This window comes from Streptomyces sp. NPDC088246 (assembly GCF_044741025.1).
Taxonomy (GTDB): domain Bacteria; phylum Actinomycetota; class Actinomycetes; order Streptomycetales; family Streptomycetaceae; genus Streptomyces.
The window spans coordinates 104,509-124,037 of the sequence record NZ_JBIURV010000006.1 but is presented as its reverse complement, the minus strand read 5'-3'; the positions used below and the strand labels follow the sequence as shown (position 1 = coordinate 124,037).

Annotated in this window: 15 protein-coding genes; 10 read left to right on the top strand and 5 right to left on the bottom strand. The window is 69.6% G+C overall.

From position 1 onward, the window contains the following. Positions 1–18 precede the first annotated feature (18 nt). The 5 genes from ACIPEK_RS11350 (at position 19) to ACIPEK_RS11330 (ending at position 6,810) form a co-directional block, all read left to right on the top strand. Positions 19–741 carry a histidine phosphatase family protein gene (locus ACIPEK_RS11350; protein WP_401993711.1) on the top strand — a complete coding sequence of 241 codons (723 nt, stop codon included), beginning with the start codon at positions 19–21 and terminating at the stop codon, positions 739–741. Positions 742–846: 105 nt separating this feature from the next. After that, positions 847–1,437 (top strand): DUF3090 domain-containing protein, encoded by a 591-nt coding sequence (locus tag ACIPEK_RS11345; protein WP_072484378.1) that lies wholly within the window; start codon positions 847–849, stop codon positions 1,435–1,437. Beyond that, positions 1,401–2,255 carry an SCO1664 family protein gene (locus ACIPEK_RS11340; protein WP_401993708.1) on the top strand — a complete coding sequence of 285 codons (855 nt, stop codon included), beginning with the start codon at positions 1,401–1,403 and terminating at the stop codon, positions 2,253–2,255. The genes ACIPEK_RS11345 and ACIPEK_RS11340 overlap by 37 nt, the downstream gene beginning before the upstream one ends. A 152-nt stretch (positions 2,256–2,407) precedes the next feature. Then, positions 2,408–3,637 carry a cysteine--1-D-myo-inosityl 2-amino-2-deoxy-alpha-D-glucopyranoside ligase gene (gene mshC / locus ACIPEK_RS11335; RefSeq protein ID WP_383072111.1) on the top strand — a complete coding sequence of 410 codons (1,230 nt, stop codon included), beginning with the start codon at positions 2,408–2,410 and terminating at the stop codon, positions 3,635–3,637. Positions 3,638–3,762: 125 nt separating this feature from the next. Continuing rightward, on the top strand, positions 3,763–6,810 hold the full coding sequence (locus ACIPEK_RS11330; protein ID WP_401993705.1) for an NPCBM/NEW2 domain-containing protein: 3,048 nt from the start codon (positions 3,763–3,765) through the stop codon (positions 6,808–6,810). Positions 6,811–6,873: 63 nt separating this feature from the next. Here the strand turns inward: ACIPEK_RS11330 and ACIPEK_RS11325 are convergent, their stop codons facing one another. After that, a complete protein-coding gene (locus ACIPEK_RS11325) occupies positions 6,874–7,959 on the bottom strand; it encodes a PAC2 family protein (RefSeq protein WP_401993702.1) in 1,086 nt (361 codons plus the stop codon). A 255-nt stretch (positions 7,960–8,214) separates the two neighbouring features. On the opposite strand from ACIPEK_RS11325, the gene ACIPEK_RS11320 reads away from it, so the two are divergent. The 5 genes from ACIPEK_RS11320 (at position 8,215) to ACIPEK_RS11300 (ending at position 14,220) form a co-directional block, all read left to right on the top strand. Further along, positions 8,215–9,555, top strand: coding sequence for an L-fuconate dehydratase (locus ACIPEK_RS11320; protein WP_401993699.1), 1,341 nt, complete (start codon positions 8,215–8,217; stop codon positions 9,553–9,555). After that, on the top strand, positions 9,552–10,331 hold the full coding sequence (locus ACIPEK_RS11315) for an SDR family NAD(P)-dependent oxidoreductase (protein WP_383072115.1): 780 nt from the start codon (positions 9,552–9,554) through the stop codon (positions 10,329–10,331). Before ACIPEK_RS11320 ends, ACIPEK_RS11315 begins: the two co-directional genes overlap by 4 nt. 145 nt (positions 10,332–10,476) lie before the next feature. Next, positions 10,477–11,517 (top strand): sugar ABC transporter substrate-binding protein, encoded by a 1,041-nt coding sequence (locus ACIPEK_RS11310; protein WP_401993696.1) that lies wholly within the window; start codon positions 10,477–10,479, stop codon positions 11,515–11,517. Between the two features lie 133 nt (positions 11,518–11,650). Then, positions 11,651–13,171, top strand: coding sequence for a sugar ABC transporter ATP-binding protein (locus ACIPEK_RS11305; RefSeq protein ID WP_401993693.1), 1,521 nt, complete (start codon positions 11,651–11,653; stop codon positions 13,169–13,171). Next, positions 13,168–14,220 carry an ABC transporter permease gene (locus ACIPEK_RS11300; RefSeq protein ID WP_383072118.1) on the top strand — a complete coding sequence of 351 codons (1,053 nt, stop codon included), beginning with the start codon at positions 13,168–13,170 and terminating at the stop codon, positions 14,218–14,220. The genes ACIPEK_RS11305 and ACIPEK_RS11300 overlap by 4 nt, the downstream gene beginning before the upstream one ends. 95 nt (positions 14,221–14,315) lie before the next feature. Here the strand turns inward: ACIPEK_RS11300 and ACIPEK_RS11295 are convergent, their stop codons facing one another. The 4 genes from ACIPEK_RS11295 to glpK form a co-directional block, all read right to left on the bottom strand. Beyond that, the gene (locus ACIPEK_RS11295; RefSeq protein WP_401993690.1) at positions 14,316–14,987 is read right to left on the bottom strand and encodes a FadR/GntR family transcriptional regulator; all 672 of its coding nucleotides are present in this window, start codon (positions 14,985–14,987) and stop codon (positions 14,316–14,318) included. A gap of 141 nt (positions 14,988–15,128) precedes the next feature. After that, positions 15,129–16,187 carry an LLM class flavin-dependent oxidoreductase gene (locus ACIPEK_RS11290; RefSeq protein WP_383072120.1) on the bottom strand — a complete coding sequence of 353 codons (1,059 nt, stop codon included), beginning with the start codon at positions 16,185–16,187 and terminating at the stop codon, positions 15,129–15,131. A gap of 134 nt (positions 16,188–16,321) precedes the next feature. After that, a complete protein-coding gene (locus ACIPEK_RS11285) occupies positions 16,322–17,932 on the bottom strand; it encodes an FAD-dependent oxidoreductase (RefSeq protein ID WP_401993686.1) in 1,611 nt (536 codons plus the stop codon). Between the two features lie 5 nt (positions 17,933–17,937). Further along, positions 17,938–19,473 (bottom strand): glycerol kinase GlpK, encoded by a 1,536-nt coding sequence (gene glpK / locus ACIPEK_RS11280; protein WP_114243638.1) that lies wholly within the window; start codon positions 19,471–19,473, stop codon positions 17,938–17,940. Positions 19,474–19,529 lie beyond the last annotated feature (56 nt).

Here is a 19,529-nt window from a genome sequence, read left to right as displayed (position 1 = left end):
CGGCCTACGCTGGCCCGTATGCCCACCCTGATCCTCGTACGCCATGGACGCTCCACCGCCAACACGGCCGGGGTGCTCGCGGGCCGCACCCCCGGTGTCGCGCTCGACGAGCGCGGTGCCGCCCAGGCCATGGCGCTGCCCGGGCGGCTGGCCGTGCTGCCCCTCGCCGCCGTCGTCAGCAGCCCCCTGCAGCGCTGCCGGGAAACCCTGCAGCCGCTGCTCGAAGCCCGGCCGGGACTGGTGCTGCACACCGAGGAGCGGATCAGCGAGTGCGACTACGGCGACTGGTCGGGGCGCAAGCTGGCGGAACTCACCGACGAGCCGCTGATGAGCGTCGTGCAGCAGCATCCGTCGGCTGCGGCCTTCCCCGGCGGTGAGTCCATGCGCGCCATGCAGGCACGCGCCGTCGACGCCGTACGGGACTGGAACGCGCGGATCGAGGCCGAGCACGGTGACGACGCCGCCTACGTGATGTGCTCGCACGGCGACATCATCAAGGCCGTCGTCGCCGACGCGCTCGGCATGCATCTCGACCTCTTCCAGCGGATCCAGGCCGACCCCTGTTCGATCACCGCGATCCGCTACACCAGGCTGCGGCCCTTCCTGCTGCGGCTCGGTGACACGGGGGACCTCGCCCCGCTGGCGCCCCGTGAGCACACAGCCGGAACGGACCAGGGCCGACGCCCGGCGGCGGACGCCGATGCGGACGCGGCGGTCGGGGGCGGCGCTGGGGCACCGTGATCGCTTTGCGCAGTAGGGTGGACGCGCCGTAGGCGCCCTTCCCGGGGGAATCCCCCGGACCCCGGCCGCCCCTCATCTGCCGTCAATTTTCAAGGGAGACAGGACGTGTCCCGTCAGGTGTTCCTCTACGACCCCCCGGACCGCTTCGTGGCCGGTACGGTCGGGTTGCCTGGACGTCGTACGTTCTTCCTGCAGGCATCCTCAGGCGGACGCGTGACCAGCGTGGCCCTGGAGAAGACTCAGGTCGCCGCGCTCGCCGAGCGCATCGACGAACTGCTCGACGAAGTGGTGCGGCGGACCGGCGGGAATTCCCCGGTGCCCGCCGTGGCGCCGATGGATGTCACCGACACCGCGCCGCTCGACGTGCCCGTCGAGGAGGAGTTCCGGGTCGGCACGATGGCGCTCGCCTGGGACGGCGAGGAGCAGCGCATGATCGTCGAGGCGCAGGCGCTGGTCGAGCTCGACGTGGACTCCGACGAGGATCTCGCGGAGGCCGAGGAGCGGTTGCTCCAGGACGAGGAGAACGGTCCGCCGATGCTCCGGGTCCGCCTCAGCGGCGCGCAGGCCCGCGCCTTCGCCAAGCGCGCCCTGGATGTAGTGAACGCCGGGCGCCCGCCGTGCCCGCTGTGCAGCCTGCCGCTCGACCCGGAAGGACACGTATGCCCGCGCCAGAACGGATACCGTCGCGGAGCCTGACCGACACCGAACTGGTCACCCTTCTCACCGAGGGCCGGCTCACCGTACGCGGCCAGATCCGTGGGGCGTCCAACGCGGTGCTCTACTGCACGGTCGCCCACGAGGGCGACGAAGTGACATGCGTCTACAAGCCAGTGGCCGGGGAACAGCCCCTGTGGGACTTCCCGGACGGCACGCTCGCCCAGCGCGAGGTGGCCGCGTACGAGGTCTCCGTGGCGACCGGATGGGGGCTCATACCCCCCACCGTGCTGCGGGACGGGCCGTACGGCGAGGGCATGTGCCAGCTGTGGATCGAAGCGGCGCCGGACAGCGACGAGTCCTCCGTGGACGGTCAGCCCCCGCTCCTGGCGCTCGTCGAGGACGAGGAGCCGGGGGAGGGCTGGAAGGCCGTCGCCCTCGCCGAGGCCGGGGAGGGGAAGACGGCCCTGCTGGTCCACGCGGACGATCCCCGGCTGCGGCGGCTGGCGGTCCTCGATGCCGTGATCAACAACGGCGACCGCAAGGGCGGCCATCTGCTGCCCGCACCCGACGGCCGGCTCTACGGCATCGACCACGGAGTGACCTTCAACACCGACGACAAGCTGCGCACCCTGCTCTGGGGGTGGGCAGGGGAGCCGTTGACGGCCGAGGCCGTCGGGGTCGTGGACCGGCTCGGTGCGGAGCTGGCACCCGGGAGCTCGCTCGTCACCCGGCTGGCCGAGCTGATCACCGAGGTCGAGATCGAGGCCTTGCGGGGACGCGTGGAGGGGCTGAGGACGTCGGGGAAGCACCCGGAGCCGAGCGGTGAGTGGCCGTCGATCCCCTGGCCGCCGGTGTGACGAGATCAAGCCACTGGGGCGGTCGGGGAGCGGGGGTACGCAGGCGGGGTCCGTGCCGGAGCAGATGAATCCACGCCGCGCAAGACCGCCTCTTCGGTCAAGATCCGGCATCCGGTTCGTATCCGGAACGTGCATCCGGTTACGCTCGTGACATGCATGCCTGGCCCGCTTCTGAGGTCCCCGCCCTGCCTGGCAAGGGCCGCGACCTTCGGATCCACGACACCGCGACCGGCGGACGGATCACTCTTGACCCCGGTCCCGTCGCCCGTATCTACGTCTGCGGCATCACGCCGTACGACGCGACCCACATGGGTCATGCGGCGACCTACAACGCGTTCGACCTCGTTCAGCGCGTGTGGCTCGACACCAAGCGGCAGGTTCACTATGTCCAGAACGTGACCGACGTGGACGACCCGCTGCTGGAGCGGGCTGTGCGCGACGGTCAGGACTGGACCGAGCTCGCCGAGCGCGAGACGGCCCTGTTCCGCGAGGACATGACCGCCCTGCGCATGCTCCCGCCGAAGCACTACATCGGTGCCGTGGAGGCGATACCGGGCATCGTCCCGCTCGTCGAGCGGCTCCGGGACGCCGGCGCCGCCTACGAACTCGACGGGGATGTGTACTTCTCCGTCGAGACCGACCCGCACTTCGGAGGGGTCTCGAACCTCGACGCCGAGGCGATGCGGCTGCTTTCCGCCGAGCGTGGCGGCGACCCGGAGCGCCCCGGCAAGAAGAACCCGCTCGACCCGATGCTCTGGATGGCCGCCCGTGAGGGCGAGCCGAGCTGGGACGGCGCCTCGCTCGGCCCCGGCCGGCCCGGCTGGCACATCGAGTGCGTCGCCATCGCCCTGGACCACCTCGGCATGGGCTTCGACGTCCAGGGAGGCGGGTCCGACCTCGCCTTCCCGCACCACGAGATGGGCGCCTCGCACGCCCAGGTGCTGACCGGCGATCACCCGTTCGCCCAGGCGTATGTGCACGCCGGAATGGTCGCCCTGGACGGCGAGAAGATGTCCAAGTCCAAGGGCAACCTGGTCTTCGTCTCGAAGCTTCGTCATGACGGCGTGGACCCGGCGGCGATCCGGCTCGCCCTGCTCTCGCACCACTACCGGTCCGACTGGGAGTGGACCGACCAGGTGCTCGCCGATGCCGTCGAGCGGCTCGGGCGGTGGCGCGCCGCCGTCTCCCGTCCCGACGGACTGCCCGCCGAGGCCCTGGTCGAGGAGGTCCGCGAGGCCCTCGCCGACGACCTGGACGCACCGGCCGCCCTGGCGGCCGTGGACCGCTGGGCCGAGCGCCAGAACGCCGAGGGCGGTACGGACGAGGGCGCACCGGGCCTCGTCTCGCGCACCGTCGACGCGCTGCTGGGTGTCGCACTGTAGTGCCGCGCACGGTGACAACCCGCTGATCGCCATCCGATGAGCCGGCCTTGGACTTCTCGACGAAGTTCAGGGCCGGTTCCGTTTTGTCCATGGTCAAGTGCTCGATACTGCGCTAAAAGCGCTCTATGCAATCATCAACGCGCATCAGAACGGCGGCACTTGCAGCCTTGCTGGGGCTGATGGCCGTCTTCGCGGGGCCCGGCGCAGCCCAGGCCGGCGCCGCCGAACCGGACACCACCACGGTCGGCGACCTCACCGGATTCTCCGCCGACGGATCCGTCTACCACTTGAGGGCCGGCGCCGCCGAGGCCCGTGTCAGCTTCGTCTCCGACGAGACCTTCCGTATCGAACTCACCCCGGACGGTACGTTCTCCGACCCGACCGGCGACGACATAGTCATGCCGCAGGGCGCCCCGCCGCACACCCGGTGGAAGGAGCGGAGCGACCGCTACGAACTCTTCACCGGCAGCGTCACCCTGCGCGCCTACAAGGCGCCCCTGCGCTTCGCGCTGTACCGGGCGGACGGCACCCAGGTCTGGTCCGAGGCCAAGGGGCTGAGCTGGGACGGGAAGCAGACCACCCAGACCCTGGCCCGCGGCGCGGACGAGCAGTTCTACGGCGCCGGAATGCAGAACGGCCGCGGCAACACCTCGCACCGGGACAAGACCGTCGAGGTCGGCGTCGACTACAACTGGAACGAGGGCGGGCACCCCAACTCGGTGCCGTTCTACCTCTCCTCGGCGGGGTACGGCGTCTTCCGCAACACCTACGCGCCCAACACCTACGCGTTCACCGACCCGGTGACCACCAGCGCGCAGGAACAGCGCTTCGACGCCTACTACTTCGCCGGCGACGGCGCCAAGGACGTCATCGGGCAGTACACGAAGCTCACCGGCAAGCCCTTCCTGCCGCCCGTGTACGGGATGGAGCTCGGCGACTCCGACTGCTACCTGCACAATGCCAACCGCGGTGAGCGGCGCACCCTGGACGCCCTGAAGGTCGCCGACGGGTACGTCGAGAACGACATGCCGAACGGCTGGATGCTCGTCAACGACGGCTACGGCTGCGGCCACGAGGACCTCGCCCAGACCGCCAAGGGCCTCCAGGACCGCGACATGCAGCTCGGCCTGTGGACCGAGGACGGCATCGACAAGATCGCCGACCAGGTCAAGGCGGGCCAGCGGGTCGCCAAGCTGGACGTCGCCTGGGTCGGCGCGGGCTACAAGTTCGCCCTGGACGGCTGCAAGGACGCGTACAAGGGCATCGAGGACAACAGTGACGCCCGCGGCTTCACCTACGCCCCCGAGAGCTGGTCGGGTGCGCAGCGCTGCGGCGTCCAGTGGTCCGGTGACCAGTCCGGCACCTGGGACTACATCCGCTGGCAGATCCCGACCTACGCCGGCGCCACGATGTCCGGTCTCGCCTACACCACCGGCGATGTCGACGGCATCTTCGGCGGCAGCGCCAAGACGTACACCCGTGATCTCCAGTGGAAGATGTTCCTGGGCACCACGATGACCATGGACGGCTGGGCAGCCAGCGACAAGCAGCCCTACCGGTACGGGGAGCCGTACACCTCCGTCAACCGCGACTACCTCAAGCTCAAGGAGTCGCTGCTGCCCTACCAGTACTCCTACGCGCACGAGGCGACGAAGACCGGCGTCGGCATGGTCCGCCCGCTGGTCCTCGAATACCCGGACGACCCGAAGGCGGCGACGGAAGCGGCGAAGTACGAATTCATGTCGGGCGAGGACTTCCTCGTCGCGCCCGTCTACCAGGACAGCACCGAGCGCAACGGAATCTATCTGCCGAAGGGCACCTGGACCGACTACTGGAGCGGCCGCACGTACGAGGGGCCGGCCACCCTCGACCACTACAGCGCCCCGCTCGACACCCTGCCGCTGTTCGTCAAGGGCGGTGCCAGTGTGCCGATGTGGCCGGGCATCCGCTCGTACAAGGACCGCACCGCCGACTCCCCGCTCGCCTGGGACATCTACCCGCAGGGCAAGTCGTCCTTCACCCTCTACGAGGACGACGGCGTCACCCGGCAGCACCGCGACGGCAAGTACGCCACACAGACCGCCGACGTCGACGCACCGGTACGGGGCGCGGGCGACGTCACCGTGCGGATCGGTGAGAGCAAGGGGGAGTTCACCGGCAAGCAGAGCACCCGCCCGTACGAGTTCAGCGTGCACACCGGCTCCGCGCCGAGCGCGGTCAAGCTCAACGGCAAGCTGCCCCGGCTGGGTTCCGCGGCCGCGTACAAGGCCGCGAAGCAGGGCTGGTGGTACGACCAGGACGACCGCGGCGGTGTTGTGAAGATCAAGACTGCGCCGCTCTCCACCGGCAAGAAGTTCTCCGTGAAGCTGGAGAACACGAGCGCCGTCGGCGGGAGGAACGCGGCCGCGACGGCCGTCGTCTCCGCGCCGACCGGGCAGGAGATCGGCGCCGGGGTCGAAGGCACCGTCGCCGTCGATGTCACCGCGGGCAACGCCGACGTGACGGACGCCGCGGTCACCCTCGACGTTCCCGAGGGCTGGCAGGTCACCCGGGCCCAGGCCGTGGACCGGATTCCGGCGGGCACCACCCGGCGGGTCGAGGTGTCGGTCACCCCGGCCAAGGACGCCACGGCGGGGGAGGCGAGGATCACCGCCCTCGCCCGCTACCGGGCGGCCGGCGAAGCCCGGACCTCCGTCCAGCGGTTCGCTGCCGGTGTGATGCCACCGCCGCCCACCGGTGAGGCCTGGGCGAGCGATCTGGTGTGGCTGAAGTCGGTCAATGGATACGGGCCCGCCGAACGCGACCGCAGCAACGGCGAGTCGGGCGCGGCCGACGGACACCGGCTGACCCTCGCGGGGAAGACGTACGACAAGGGGATCGGCACCCATGCCGACTCCGACATCGAGGTCTATCTCGGCGGGCGCTGCACCGCCTTCACCGCGGACGTGGGGATCGACGACGAGATCAACGGCTACGGCGAAGTGGCGTTCTCCGTCGAGGCGGACGGCAAGGTGCTGTGGACCTCGCCGAAGGTGACGGGGGCGTCGGCGACCGTACCGGTCGATGTGAAGCTCGACGGTGCGCGCCATGTGCACCTGAAGGTCACGGACACCAATGGATCCAAGACCGGTGACCACGGGGACTGGGCCGCGGCGCGGTTCACCTGTTCCTGAATGACCCGGACAGCGAAGGAGCGCCGGGCGGGGATGTACCCGCCCGGCGCTCCGCCGGTCTCATCAGTCCTCCGAGGATTCCTCCGACGAATCCTGTGGGCTGTCGTCGTCGCCGGCGCTGTCCTCGTTCTCCTGGTCGGCCGACGGCTGCCGGCCGGGCCCGCTCGTGGGTGGCGAGCCGGGTCCCGTCTCGCCCCCGGTGTCCGGCCGGACCGGCTTCGGCGGACGGGTGCGGCCGCTGGATGTGTCGCGCAGATACGAGGCGTCGCCGGTCTCCGTCGCATGCCCGCCGGGCGCCTGGCCCGGACCGACGTCCCGGCGGCGCAGATAGCGCTCGAACTCCCGGGCGATGGCCTCGCCGCTCGCCTCGGGAAGCTCCGCGGTGTCCCGGGCCTCCTCCAGCGTCTGCACGTACTCCGCCACTTCGCTGTCCTCGGCCGCCAGTTGGTCGACTCCGAGCTGCCAGGCACGCGCGTCCTCGGGCAGCTCGCCCAGCGGGATGCGCAGACCGAGGAGATCCTCCAGGCGGTTCAGCAGCGCGAGGGTGGCCTTCGGGTTGGGCGGCTGCGACACGTAGTGCGGCACCGCTGCCCACAGGCTCACCGCGGGCACGCCCGCGTGCGTACAGGCCTCCTGAAGAATGCCGACGATGCCCGTCGGACCCTCGTATCTGGTCTCCTCCAGGTCCATGGTCCGCGCCAGATCCGGGTCGGAGGTGACTCCGCTGACCGGTACGGGGCGGGTGTGCGGGGTGTCGCCGAGCAGTGCGCCAAGGATCACCACCATCTCCACGCCCAGCTCATGGGCGAAGGCCAGGATCTCGTTGCAGAACGAGCGCCAGCGCATGGACGGCTCGATACCGCGTACCAGGACGAGATCGCGGGGCTTGTCCCCGCCGATGCGGACCACGGAGAGCCGGGTGGTCGGCCAGGTGATCTTGCGCACCCCGCCGTCCAGCCAGACCGTCGGCCGGTTGACCTGGAAGTCGTAGTAGTCCTCGGCGTCCAGCGCCGCGAACACCTCGCCCTTCCACTCCCGGTCCAGGTGCGCGACCGCCGTGGATGCGGCGTCACCTGCGTCGTTCCATCCCTCGAACGCGGCCACCATGACCGGGTCGATCAGCTCGGGTACCCCCTCGAGCTCGATCACCCAGGCCTCCTTCCGAAGTTCCCTTGCGTACGCACCAACCTTACGGCTTCCGGCCACTCTCGCCGCAGCCCCTGTGCACAGCCGGGTGAACCTGACCCGGGAGGTGCATCACCGGTCGAATCAGGGCATCAGTCTCTGAATACATCCGAGCTGTGTCCAGTCAATTTCGCCCCAACCCTGGACGTTGGGGCCTTCGTGACGCTATACATCGGATGACCAGAGCAGAGGTCCGATGTTATTCCCCTGGGGGCGCACATGAGTCAGACCGTCACGGATTTCGAGGTCCACGACATCCGTTTTCCGACCTCGGAACAACTGGACGGCTCGGACGCCATGAACCCCGACCCCGACTACTCGGCTGCCTATGTCGTACTGAGCACTGCTCCCACCGACGGCACCGACGGTACTGACATCGAGGGGCATGGCTTCTGTTTCACCATCGGGCGCGGCAACGAGGTGATGGCCGCTGCCATCGAAGCGTTGCGCCCGTACGTGGTGGGGCGCCCGGTGCCCCGCACCGCGGCCGACCTCGCCGCACTGCACCGTGAGCTCACCCATGACTCCCAACTGCGCTGGCTCGGCCCCGAAAAGGGTGTGATGCACATGGCGGCCGGCGCGGTCGTCAACGCCGCCTGGGACTTGGCGGCGAAGCAGGCCGGCAGGCCCGTCTGGCAGTTCCTCGCCGAGATGACGCCCGAGGAGCTCGTCTCCCTCGTCGACTTCCGCTATCTCACCGACGCCCTCACCCCCGATGAGGCCCTCACGATCCTGCGGGCCGCCGAACCGGGCCGGGCCGAGCGCGCCGAGCGACTGCGCGCCGAGGGCTACCCGGCATACACCACCTCGCCCGGCTGGCTGGGATACACCGACGACAAGCTGGTCAGGCTGGCGAAGGAGGCCGTCGTCGACGGCTTCACCCAGATCAAGCTGAAGGTCGGCGGCAATCTCGGCGACGACGTCCGCAGACTCGCCCTGGCCCGCGAGGCCGTCGGGCCGGACGTCCGGATCGCCGTCGACGCCAACCAGCGCTGGGACGTCGCCGACGCGGTGAAGTGGATGACGGCGCTCGCACCGTACGACCCGCACTGGATCGAGGAGCCGACCAGCCCCGACGACATCCTCGGCCACGCCGCAGTCCGCGCCGGGCAGCCGGTCAAGGTCGCCACCGGCGAACATGTCGCCAACCGGGTCGTGTTCAAACAGCTGCTGCAGGCCGGAGCCGTCGACTTCGTCCAGATCGACGCGGCCCGTGTCGCGGGCGTCAACGAGAACCTGGCGATCCTGCTGCTCGCCGCCAAGTACGGCGTACCGGTCTGCCCGCACGCGGGCGGTGTCGGACTGTGCGAGCTGGTGCAGCATCTCTCGATGTTCGACTATGTGGCGGTCTCCGGCAGTTGGGAGAACCGTGTGATCGAGTACGTCGACCATCTCCACGAACACTTCGCCGACCCCACCGTGATCGAGTCCGGCCGTTACGCCGCCCCGAGTTCCCCGGGCTTCTCCGCCCGGATGCTCCCCGAATCGATTGCCGCACACCGCTATCCGGAGGGCCCCGTATGGCAGGCCCGCCGCACCACCGAGGAGGATGACCGATGACCGGCACAAGCGACTTCGAGGGCATGAACGCCCTGGTGACGGGAGGCGCCTCCGGTATCGGGGCCGCCGTGGCGACCATGCTGCTGGCGCGCGGTGCGCGCGTGGCCGTACTCGACCGCGAGACCGCAGGCGCCCCCGACGGCACGCTCGCCCTCAAGGCGGACGTCACCGACGACGCGGCCGTGCGCGAGGCGGTCGACCTGGCCGCCGGTGAACTGGGCGGCCTGCACTCCGTCGTGTCCAACGCGGGCATCGGTTCCATCGGCACGGTCGAGGACAACGCCGACGACGAGTGGACCCGGGTCCTGGACATCAACGTCCTCGGCATGGTCCGCACCGCCCGGCACGCCCTGCCCCATCTGCGGCGCGCGGCGGCCGACCGCCCCGGTGCCGTCTCGATCACCCAGACCTGCTCGATCGCCGCGACCGCCGGACTGCCGCAGCGCGCCCTGTACAGCGCGAGCAAGGGCGCGGTCCTCTCGTTGACCCTTGCGATGGCCGCCGACCATGTCCGTGAGGGCATCCGGGTCAACTGCGTGAATCCGGGCACCGCGGACACCCCGTGGATCGGGCGGCTCCTGGGCCAGGCCGACGACCCGGCCGCCGAACGAGCCGCGCTGAACGCCCGCCAGCCGCTGGGACGGCTGGTCTCGGCCGACGAGGTGGCCACCGCGATCGTCTACCTGGCCAGCCCCGCCGCCGCCTCGGTCACCGGCACGGCACTGGCCGTCGACGGCGGAATGCAGGGCCTGCGCCTGCGCCCCGCCGAGAGCTGATCAGGGGCGCGCGGCCCTCGGCCTGTCCGGCGGACCAGGGCCGGACGGGCCCGAGCCGCACCAACGGGCCGCACCCCTGCGCACCATGCACCGCCGCTATGCCAACAGAGCTCCGAGCCGGTACTCGACAAAGGACGGGACACCAATGAGAGTGCGTACGACGAGTGCGGCAGCCTGCGCCGTACTGCTGGCCGTCACTGCCCTCGCGGGCTGCAACCGCGAGTCCACCGCTGACGGTGCGGGCGGCGGGAAGGTCGGCATCGACCTGCCGCGCAGCGACAGCGACTTCTGGAACTCGTACCAGAACTATGTGGAGAAGGGGGTCAAGGCCGGCGAGGTCAAGGCGCTGCCGCTGACCAACTCGCAGAACGACATCGGCAAGCTGGTCGCCAACGTCCAGACCTTCACCGACCAGGGCGCCAAGGCCGTCGTGATGGCACCCCAGGACACCGGTGCGATTGCCGAGTCGCTCAACACACTGAACGAGAAGAAGATCCCGGTCATCAGCGTCGACACCCGGCCCGACAAGGGCAACATCTACATGGTCGTGCGGGCCGACAACAAGGCGTACGGGACCAACGCCTGCAAGTACCTCGGCGAGCAGCTGAAGGGCAAGGGCAAGGTCGTCGAGTTCCAGGGCGACCTCTCCTCGATCAACGGCCGCGACCGGTCCGAGGCGTTCAAGTCCTGCATGGACAAGGAATTCCCCGGTATCAAGGTCTTCGAGCTGGCCACCGACTGGAAGGGCGATGTCGCCTCCGCCAAACTTCAGGCCACCCTGGCCGCCAACCCCGACATCAACGGCATCTACATGCAGGCCGGGGGTGTCTTCCTGCAGCCCACCCTCGCGCTCCTGGAGCAGAAGAAGCTGCTGAAGCCGGCCGGTACGCCGGGCCACATCACGATCATCTCCAACGACGGCATCCCGGAGGAGTTCGACGCCATCAAGGCCGGGAAGATCGACGCGACGATCTCCCAGCCCGCCGACCTGTACGCGAAGTACGCGCTGTACTACGCCAAGGCGGCCCTGGACGGCAAGACCTTCAAGGAAGGCCCCACCGACCACGACTCGAACATCATCAGGATCCCGAACGGCTTCGAGGACCAACTCCCCGCGCCGCTGGTGACCAAGGACAACGTGGACGACCCGAAACTGTGGGCCAATCAGCTGGAGAAGAAGAGCTAGCCGTGACTCCTCCCTCTCGGAGCCGAGAGGGCTTCCCTCTCGGCTCCGAGGAACCGAGACGCGGACAAGCCCTGACCGCTGCCCGGGGGCAGAGTACCGGCATTACTACAGCGCTTTGCTGAGAAGGGGTCTGATGGAAAAGGCACCACCTGCCGTACAGGCGGAAGGCGTCGTCAAACGCTTCGGGCCCACCGTGGCGCTCGACGGGGTCCGGCTCACCGTGCAGCCCGGTGAGTCCCATGCCCTCGTCGGTCGCAACGGTGCGGGCAAGTCGACGCTGGTCAGCGTCCTGACCGGACTCCACAAGGCGGACGCGGGCACGGTCACGTTCGGGGGGGAGCCCGCGCCCGCCTTCGGGGACACCACGGCCTGGCAGTCGAAGGTCGCCTGCGTCTACCAGAAGTCCATGGTCGTCCCCGACCTGACCGTCGCCGAGAACCTCTTCCTCAACCGTTTCGACGACAACGCCCGCTGGATCAGCTGGGGGAAGCTCCGCAGGCGCGCCGAGCGGCTCCTCGCCGACTACGGGGTCCAGGTCGACCCCAGCACCCGGGCGCGCGATCTCGCCGTCGAGCAGCGGCAGTTCGTCGAGATAGCCCGGGCGCTGTCCTTCGGCGCCCGGCTGATCATCCTGGACGAGCCGACCGCCCAGCTCGATGCCCGCGGCATCGGGCGGCTGTTCGACAAGCTCAGGGAACTGCAGAGCCAGGGAGTGGCGTTCCTCTTCATCTCCCACCATCTGCAGGAGGTGTACGAACTGTGCACGGCGGTCACCGTCTACCGCGACGCCCGCCATGTGCTGAGCGCCCCGGTCGCCGACATCGCCAAAGCCGAACTGGTGGCGGCGATGACCGGGGAGCAGTCCGCCGGCGCCACCGCCTGGCACGCGGGCGGCGACGGTGCGGCGGTACGGGATCAGTCGGCTGCCCCCGTCCTGCGTACCGAAGGGCTCACTCTGGAGGGCCGGTTCGAACCGCTGGACCTGGAGGTCCGCCCCGGCGAGGTGCTCGGCCTCGCCGGCTCCGCGGCCAGCGGCAACACGGCCCTGGGCGAGGCCCTGGCCGGTATGCGAAAGGCGGACGGTGGCACGGTCTTTGTACACGGAAGGACCGTGCGCACCGGCAGTGTGCCGCACGCGCTGGACGCCGGGATCGGCTACATCCCCGAGGACCGGCACGACCAGGGCCTCGTCCTGGAACGCAGCGTCGCCGAGAACGCCACCCTCACGGTCACCGACCAACTCGGCCCGTGGGGGACCGTACTGCCCTCCCGTACCAGGGAGTTCGCACGGTCGATGATCGCCTCGCTGGACATCAAGACACAGGGGCCCGAGCAGCCCGTCTCCGGACTCTCCGGCGGCAACCAGCAGAAGGTGGTCGTCGCCCGTGCGCTGGCCCGCAAGCCGAGCGTGCTGGTGGCCGTGCGGCCCACCGCGGGTGTGGACATCAAGTCCAAGGATTCGCTGCTCGGAGTCGTGCGACGGGTTGCCGACGAGGGGAACGCCGCAGTGATCATCTCGGACGAGCTGGACGATCTGCGGGTCTGCGACCGAGTGCTCGCCCTGTTCCACGGGCGCGTGGTCGCAACATTCGCAAGCGGGTGGACCGACGGGGAACTCGTCGCCGCCATGGAAGGTGTGGGGGAAAGGAAATGACCGGAACGGTACGGCCTGTGGCGGCCGACGGCATCGACAGCGGGCCGAAGGGCTCCCTGACGGGCGAGAGCCCGCTGGACCGGCTGAAGCTGATCCGGTGGAGCGACTTCTCCCTGGTACCGGTGATTCTGGTGCTGATGGTGATCGGGTTCATCGTCTCGCCGGTGTTCCTGACCTCCGAGAACCTGATCAGCGTCGTCCAGCAGTCCTCCGAGCTGAGCCTGCTGGTCCTGGGCCAGGCGCTGATCCTGATCTGCGGACGGATGGACCTGTCACTGGAGTCGACGATCGGCATCGCGCCGGTCGTCGCGATGTGGCTGGTCCTGCCCGCGGAGGGCGGCCGCTTCGCCGGCCTCGGCCTGCTGCCCACCTGGTCGGCGATCCCGCTCTGTCTGCTGGTGGGCCTCGCGATCGGTGCGATCAACGGCTTCCTGATGCTGAAGCTGAGGGTCAACGGCTTCATCGCCACGCTCGGCATGCTCACCATGCTGCGCGGCCTCCACATCGGCATCACCGAGGGCAAGTCCATCACCGACGTCCCGGAGTCCTTCCGCTACCTCGGCAAGAGCGAATGGCTCGGCGCACCGGCCGCCGTCTGGATCTGCCTGGCGCTGTTCGCCGTCGGTGGCGCCGCACTGGCCTGGCTGCGCCACGGACGCTCGCTGTACGCCATCGGCGGCAACCCGGAAGCGGCGCGAGCCGCGGGCATCCGGGTGGACCGGGTCACCTGGATCGTGCTCGCCATCGGCGGTCTGCTGGCGGCCTTCGCGGGCATCCTCTACACCGGCCACTACGGATCGGTCGCGGCGACCCAGGGCAACGGCTGGATCTTCCAGGTGTTCGCCGCCGCGGTCATCGGCGGCATCAGCCTCAAGGGCGGCCGAGGCACCCTGTTCGGTGCGCTGACCGGCGTACTGACGCTCCAACTGGTGGTCAATGTGATGACCCTCGGCGGTGTCCCGGCGCTCTGGAACCAGTTCCTCAACGGCGCCATCATCATCGTCGCCCTGGTCATCTCCCGCTTCGCGAGCGGCGAGAAGCAGGACTGAACCCGTTCTCGCGGACGCCGGCGGAGCTGATTCCTCAGCTCCGCCGGCGTCTGACGTGCGGGGCCCGGTGCGGAGCCCCGGTCACCCGCCGCGCGCTACAGCGTCGACCGCAGCCACTGCTCGACGCTCGCCACATGCACCGTCGCCCAGGCCCGCGCAGCCTCCGCGTCCCGGTCCCGCAGAGCCGACACGATCGCCCGGTGCTCATGGAGCGTGCGGCTGACCGCATCCTCCTGCGTCAGACCGCGCCAGACCCGCGCCCGGGTCGTCGGCCCCGACAGCCCGTCGAGCAGTGAGCAGAGGACCGAGTTCCCGGAAGACTGCACGATGCCGCGGTGGAACTCCAGATCGCCGGCGACCAGCTCCTCCACCGAGGGCTGCGCGCCCAGGGCGTCCAACTGTGAGCTCAGTACGTCCAGTTGGGCCTCGCTGATCCGGGTCGCGGCCATCGCCGTCGCGGCCGGTTCCAGAATGCGGCGGACCGCGAGGAATTCGAGCACCGTGTCGTCGCGGTGGAAGTCCACCACGAAGCTCAGCGCCTCCAGCAGCAACTGGGGATCGAGGCTGGTCACATACGTGCCGTCGCCCTGCCGCACATCGAGAATGCGGATCAGCGACAGGGCGCGCACCGCCTCCCTCAGGGAGTTGCGGGAGAGCCCCAGCTCCGCCGCGAGTTCGCTCTCCTTGGGGAGCCGGTCGCCGGGCCGTAGCGCACCCGAGACGATCATTCCCTTGATCTTCTCGATCGCCTCGTCGGTGACAGCCATGACGGTCCTCCTGGATCCGGACTGGAATCAGACATCCGATGTCTCTCTTCATTATGCGGGTCGGAAGAGGCGGATGAACCAGTTCTGTCGCAGGTCGTCCCAGGTGCGCGGGTACCGCACGGTCATCGGGACCGGGCGGGGTCAGTCCCAGAGCGCGGACGGTGCCTCACGCCGTACCACCGGAGCGATGTCCTCGGCGAACCGCCGCAGCGTCTCGATCTGCTCGGGGTGGCTGAGCCCGAAGCCGTCCACGCTGATCGACTGCAGGTCGTGTCCGTACACCTCGTGCCAGCCGAGGATCTTGTCGATGATCTGCTGCGGGCTGCCGATCAGCTGGGGCCCGTCCGCGATGGCCTCCTCGATCGTCCGGAACGGCGTGTTGTAGCCGGCCCGGCCCTCCAGGTGCGGCCGGGAAGACTGCTTCACCTTGGCCTCGTACAGCTCCTTGTAGCGTTCCACCGCCTGCTGCGAACTGTCGGCGATCAGCAGCCCGCCCGAACCCGCCGCCACATGCGCGCGGGCCGGATCGTGACCGTACGCCTCGAAGCGCTCCCGGTAGTGGTCGATCAGCCGGGCATACGCGGCACGGGGCTGGACGGCATTGGCGGTGAACAGCGGATCGCCGTGGAGCGCCGCCAGTTCGGGGGAGTTGAGGCTGGTCGCCGAGCCGTGCCAGATGCGCGGCGCTCCGGCGTACGGGCGCGGCAGGGTCGTCGTGTTCTTCAGCGCGGGCCGGAACTCGCCCTCCCAGTCGACGCCCTCCTCGGTCCACAGCCGCCGCAGCAGCTCGTACTTCTCCTTCTGGAGGTCCCACTGCCGTTCCTCGTCAAGCCCGAAGAGGTCGAAGTGACCGGCCTCCGCGCCCTTGCCGACGACCAGCTCGATCCGGCCCCTGGAGATCTGGTCGAGCGTCGCGAAGTCCTCGGCCACCCGCACCGGATCGAGGATCGCGACGACCGTGACACCGGTCAGGAGCCGGATGGCGGAGGTACGGGCCGCGAGGGCTCCGAGCACCACACTCGGGCTCGACGAGAGGAACGGCCCGGCATGCCGTTCGCCGATCGAGTACGCGTCGAAGCCGAGCCGCTCCGCGACGACCCCGGTCTCGATCACCTCCTCGAACCGCTCGGCGGGGGAGGGGTGCCGACCGTTCAGCGGGTGCGGGGCGTGGCCGATGAGGGACAGTACGGAGAGCTTCATGGCTCAACTGTCCCTGCGTCATATTGCACCTGTATGGCAACCGTGTGGCGCGTTCACCGGGCTGAGGGCTCCCGGACATGCGGCCGGGGCGGCCCCCCACCCGGAAGCCGCCCCGACCTACGCGTCCAACCCCGTCAGCTCCGGTCGCCGAGCATGGACTCGACGCCGGCCCGGATCTCGTCCGTCGCCAGACCCCGGATCGTCAGCGTCGTGCGGCGGCGCAGCACATCGTCCGCCGTCTCGGCCCACTCGTGATCACGTGCGTAGGCGACCTGCGCCCAGATCTCCGGCGCGTCCGGGTGGATGCGTTCGGCCAGCGCCGGGCTCTCGTTCGCCAGCCGTGCGATGTCGAAGGAGAGCGAGCCGTAGTGCGTGGCGAGGTGGCGGGCCGTGTCGGCCGCCATCCGCGGACCGGGCGTACCGCCGTCGACCAGCAGCCGGTGCGCCACCGCGTTCGGGTTGGCGATGCCGGGCAGCGGGAGCTTCTTCGGCAGCCGCGAGATCGGCTCCATGTCGTCCGCCAGGGGGTGCCCGGGGAGCGCGGCCAGCTTGTTCATCACCGTACGGCCGATGTGGCGGAACGTCGTCCACTTGCCGCCCGCGACCGACAGCATGCCGCCGCGGCCCTCGGTCACGACCGTCTCGCGCTTGGCCTTGGACGTGTCGCCCGGGCCGCCCGGCAGCACCCGCAGACCCGCGAAGGAGTAGGTGATCAGATCGCGCGACAGCTGCTGGTCCTTGATGGAGAACGCCGCCTCGTCGAGGATCTGCGCGGTGTCCTTCTCGTTGACCGCGACGTCCGCCGGATCGCCCTCGTACTCCTCGTCCGTCGTACCGAGCAGCAGCATGTCCTCCCACGGCAGGGCGAACGTGATGCGGTACTTGTCGATCGGGGTGGCCAGCGCGGCCTTCCAGGGGCGCGTGCGCTTGAGCACCAGGTGCGCGCCCTTGGACAGACGTATCGAAGGCGCCGCGTCCGGGTCCTCCATCTTCCGCAGGTGATCGACCCACGGTCCGGTGGCGTTGAGCACGAGGCGGGCGTTGACGCCGAACTCCGTGCCGTCCGTACGGTCCTCCAGGTCGGCGCCCGTCACCCGGCCCTTGGTGAACCGCAGCCCGGTCACCGCCGCATGGTTCAGGACGACCGCACCCGCGTCGACGGCCGCGCGGACCGTCATCAGCGCCATCCGGGCATCGTTCATCTGGTCGTCGCCGTAGACCGCGACGGCCTTCAGATTGTCCGTACGCAGCTCCGGCACATCGCGCTGTGCCTTCGCCGGGCTGATCACATGCCCGACCCCGTCGCCGAACGCGGAGAGCGCCGAGTACGCGAACACACCCGCACCGAGCTTGGCCGCGCCGTGCGGGCCGCCCTTGTAGACCGGCAGGTAGAAGGTGAGCGGATTCGCCAGGTGCGGGGCGACCTGACGGGACACCGCACGCCGCTCGAAGTGATTCTCCGCGACCAGCTTCACCGCGCCGGTCTGCAGGTAGCGCAGACCGCCGTGGAGCAGCTTGGAGGAGGCGGAGGAGGTGGCGCCGGCGAAGTCGCCGGCGTCCACCAGGGCCACCCGCAGCCCGGACTGCGCGGCGTGCCAGGCGGTGGAGATGCCCAGGATGCCGCCACCGATCACCAGGAGGTCGTACGTCGCCTTGGAGAGCTGCTCCCGAGTCTCGGCGCGGCTCGGAAGGGAGCCGGAGGCCGGGTGCGTCCCGAGTGACGGGACGCTCTGCAGGGTGGTCATTGTGATTACTCCTCGACTGTGCTGTCTTCGAGCCAGCCCATGGTCCGTTCCACGGCCTTGAGCCAGCTCTTGTACTCGCGGTCGCGGGTGTCCGCGGCCATGCGGGGTGTCCACTCGGCGGCCCGGCGCCAGTTGGCGCGCAGCGCGTCGGTGTCCGGCCAGAAGCCGACGGCGAGACCGGCGGCGTAGGCGGCGCCGAGGCAGGTGGTTTCGGCGACCATGGGCCGCACCACGGGTGCGTCCAGGAAGTCGGCGAGTGTCTGCATCAGCAAGTTGTTGGAGGTCATGCCGCCGTCGACCTTGAGGGCGGCGAGCTCGACACCGGAGTCCTTCGTCATGGCGTCGGTGATCTCACGGGTCTGCCAGGCGGTCGCCTCCAGGACGGCACGGGCGATGTGCGCCTTTGTGACGTACCTGGTCAGACCGGCGATGACGCCGCGGGCGTCGGAGCGCCAGTACGGGGCGAACAGACCCGAGAAGGCGGGCACGAAGTACGCACCGCCGTTGTCCTCGACCGAGGAGGCCAGGGTCTCGATCTCGGCCGCGGACTTGATCAGGCCCATCTGGTCGCGCATCCACTGCACCAGCGAGCCCGTGACGGCGATGGAGCCCTCCAGGGCGTACACCGGCTTCTGGTCGCCGATCCGGTAACCGACCGTCGTCAGCAGCCCGTTGTACGAGTTGACGGGTGTCTCACCCGTGTTCATCAGCATGAAGGTGCCGGTGCCGTACGTGGACTTGGCCTCGCCCTCGGAGAAGCAGGTCTGGCCGAAGAGGGCCGCCTGCTGGTCGCCGAGCGCGGAGGCGACGGGGACACCGTCCAGGACGCCGCCCTTGGCGGTGCCGTACACCTCGGCGGAGGAGCGGATCTCGGGCAGCACGGCTGCCGGGATCTCCATGGACGCGAGGATCTTGTCGTCCCACGCCAGGGTGTGCAGGTTCATCAGGAGGGTGCGCGAGGCGTTGGTGACGTCGGTGACATGGACGCCGCCGTCCGTGCCGCCGGTCAGGTTCCAGATGACCCAGGAGTCCATGGTGCCGAAGAGGATGTCGCCGCGCTCGGCGCGCTCGCGCAGCCCCTCGACGTTGTCGAGCAGCCAGCGGACCTTGGGGCCCGCGAAGTACGAGGCGAGCGGCAGACCGGTCTCGCGGCGGAAGCGGTCCTGGCCCACGTTGCGGCCGAGCTCCTTGCAGAGCGCGTCGGTGCGGGTGTCCTGCCAGACCAGGGCGTTGTGGACGGGCTCACCGGTGTTCTTGTCCCAGAGCAGTGTGGTCTCGCGCTGGTTGGTGATGCCGATCGCCTTCACATCGGCGGCGGTGATGCCCGCCTTGACGATGGCGCCGGCGACGACCTCCTGGACGTTCTCCCAGATCTCGGTCGCGTTGTGCTCGACCCAGCCCGGCTTCGGGAAGATCTGTTCGTGCTCCTTCTGGTCGACGGAGACGATCCGGCCGTCCTTGTCGAAGACGATGCAGCGGCTGGAGGTGGTGCCCTGGTCGATGGCCGCGATGAACGGGCCGGTGGTGTGTGCGTCGGTCACGGTGTGCTCCCGGAAGTCTGTGTGGTCTTGAGGGTTACGGCTCTGTGCGCCACGGC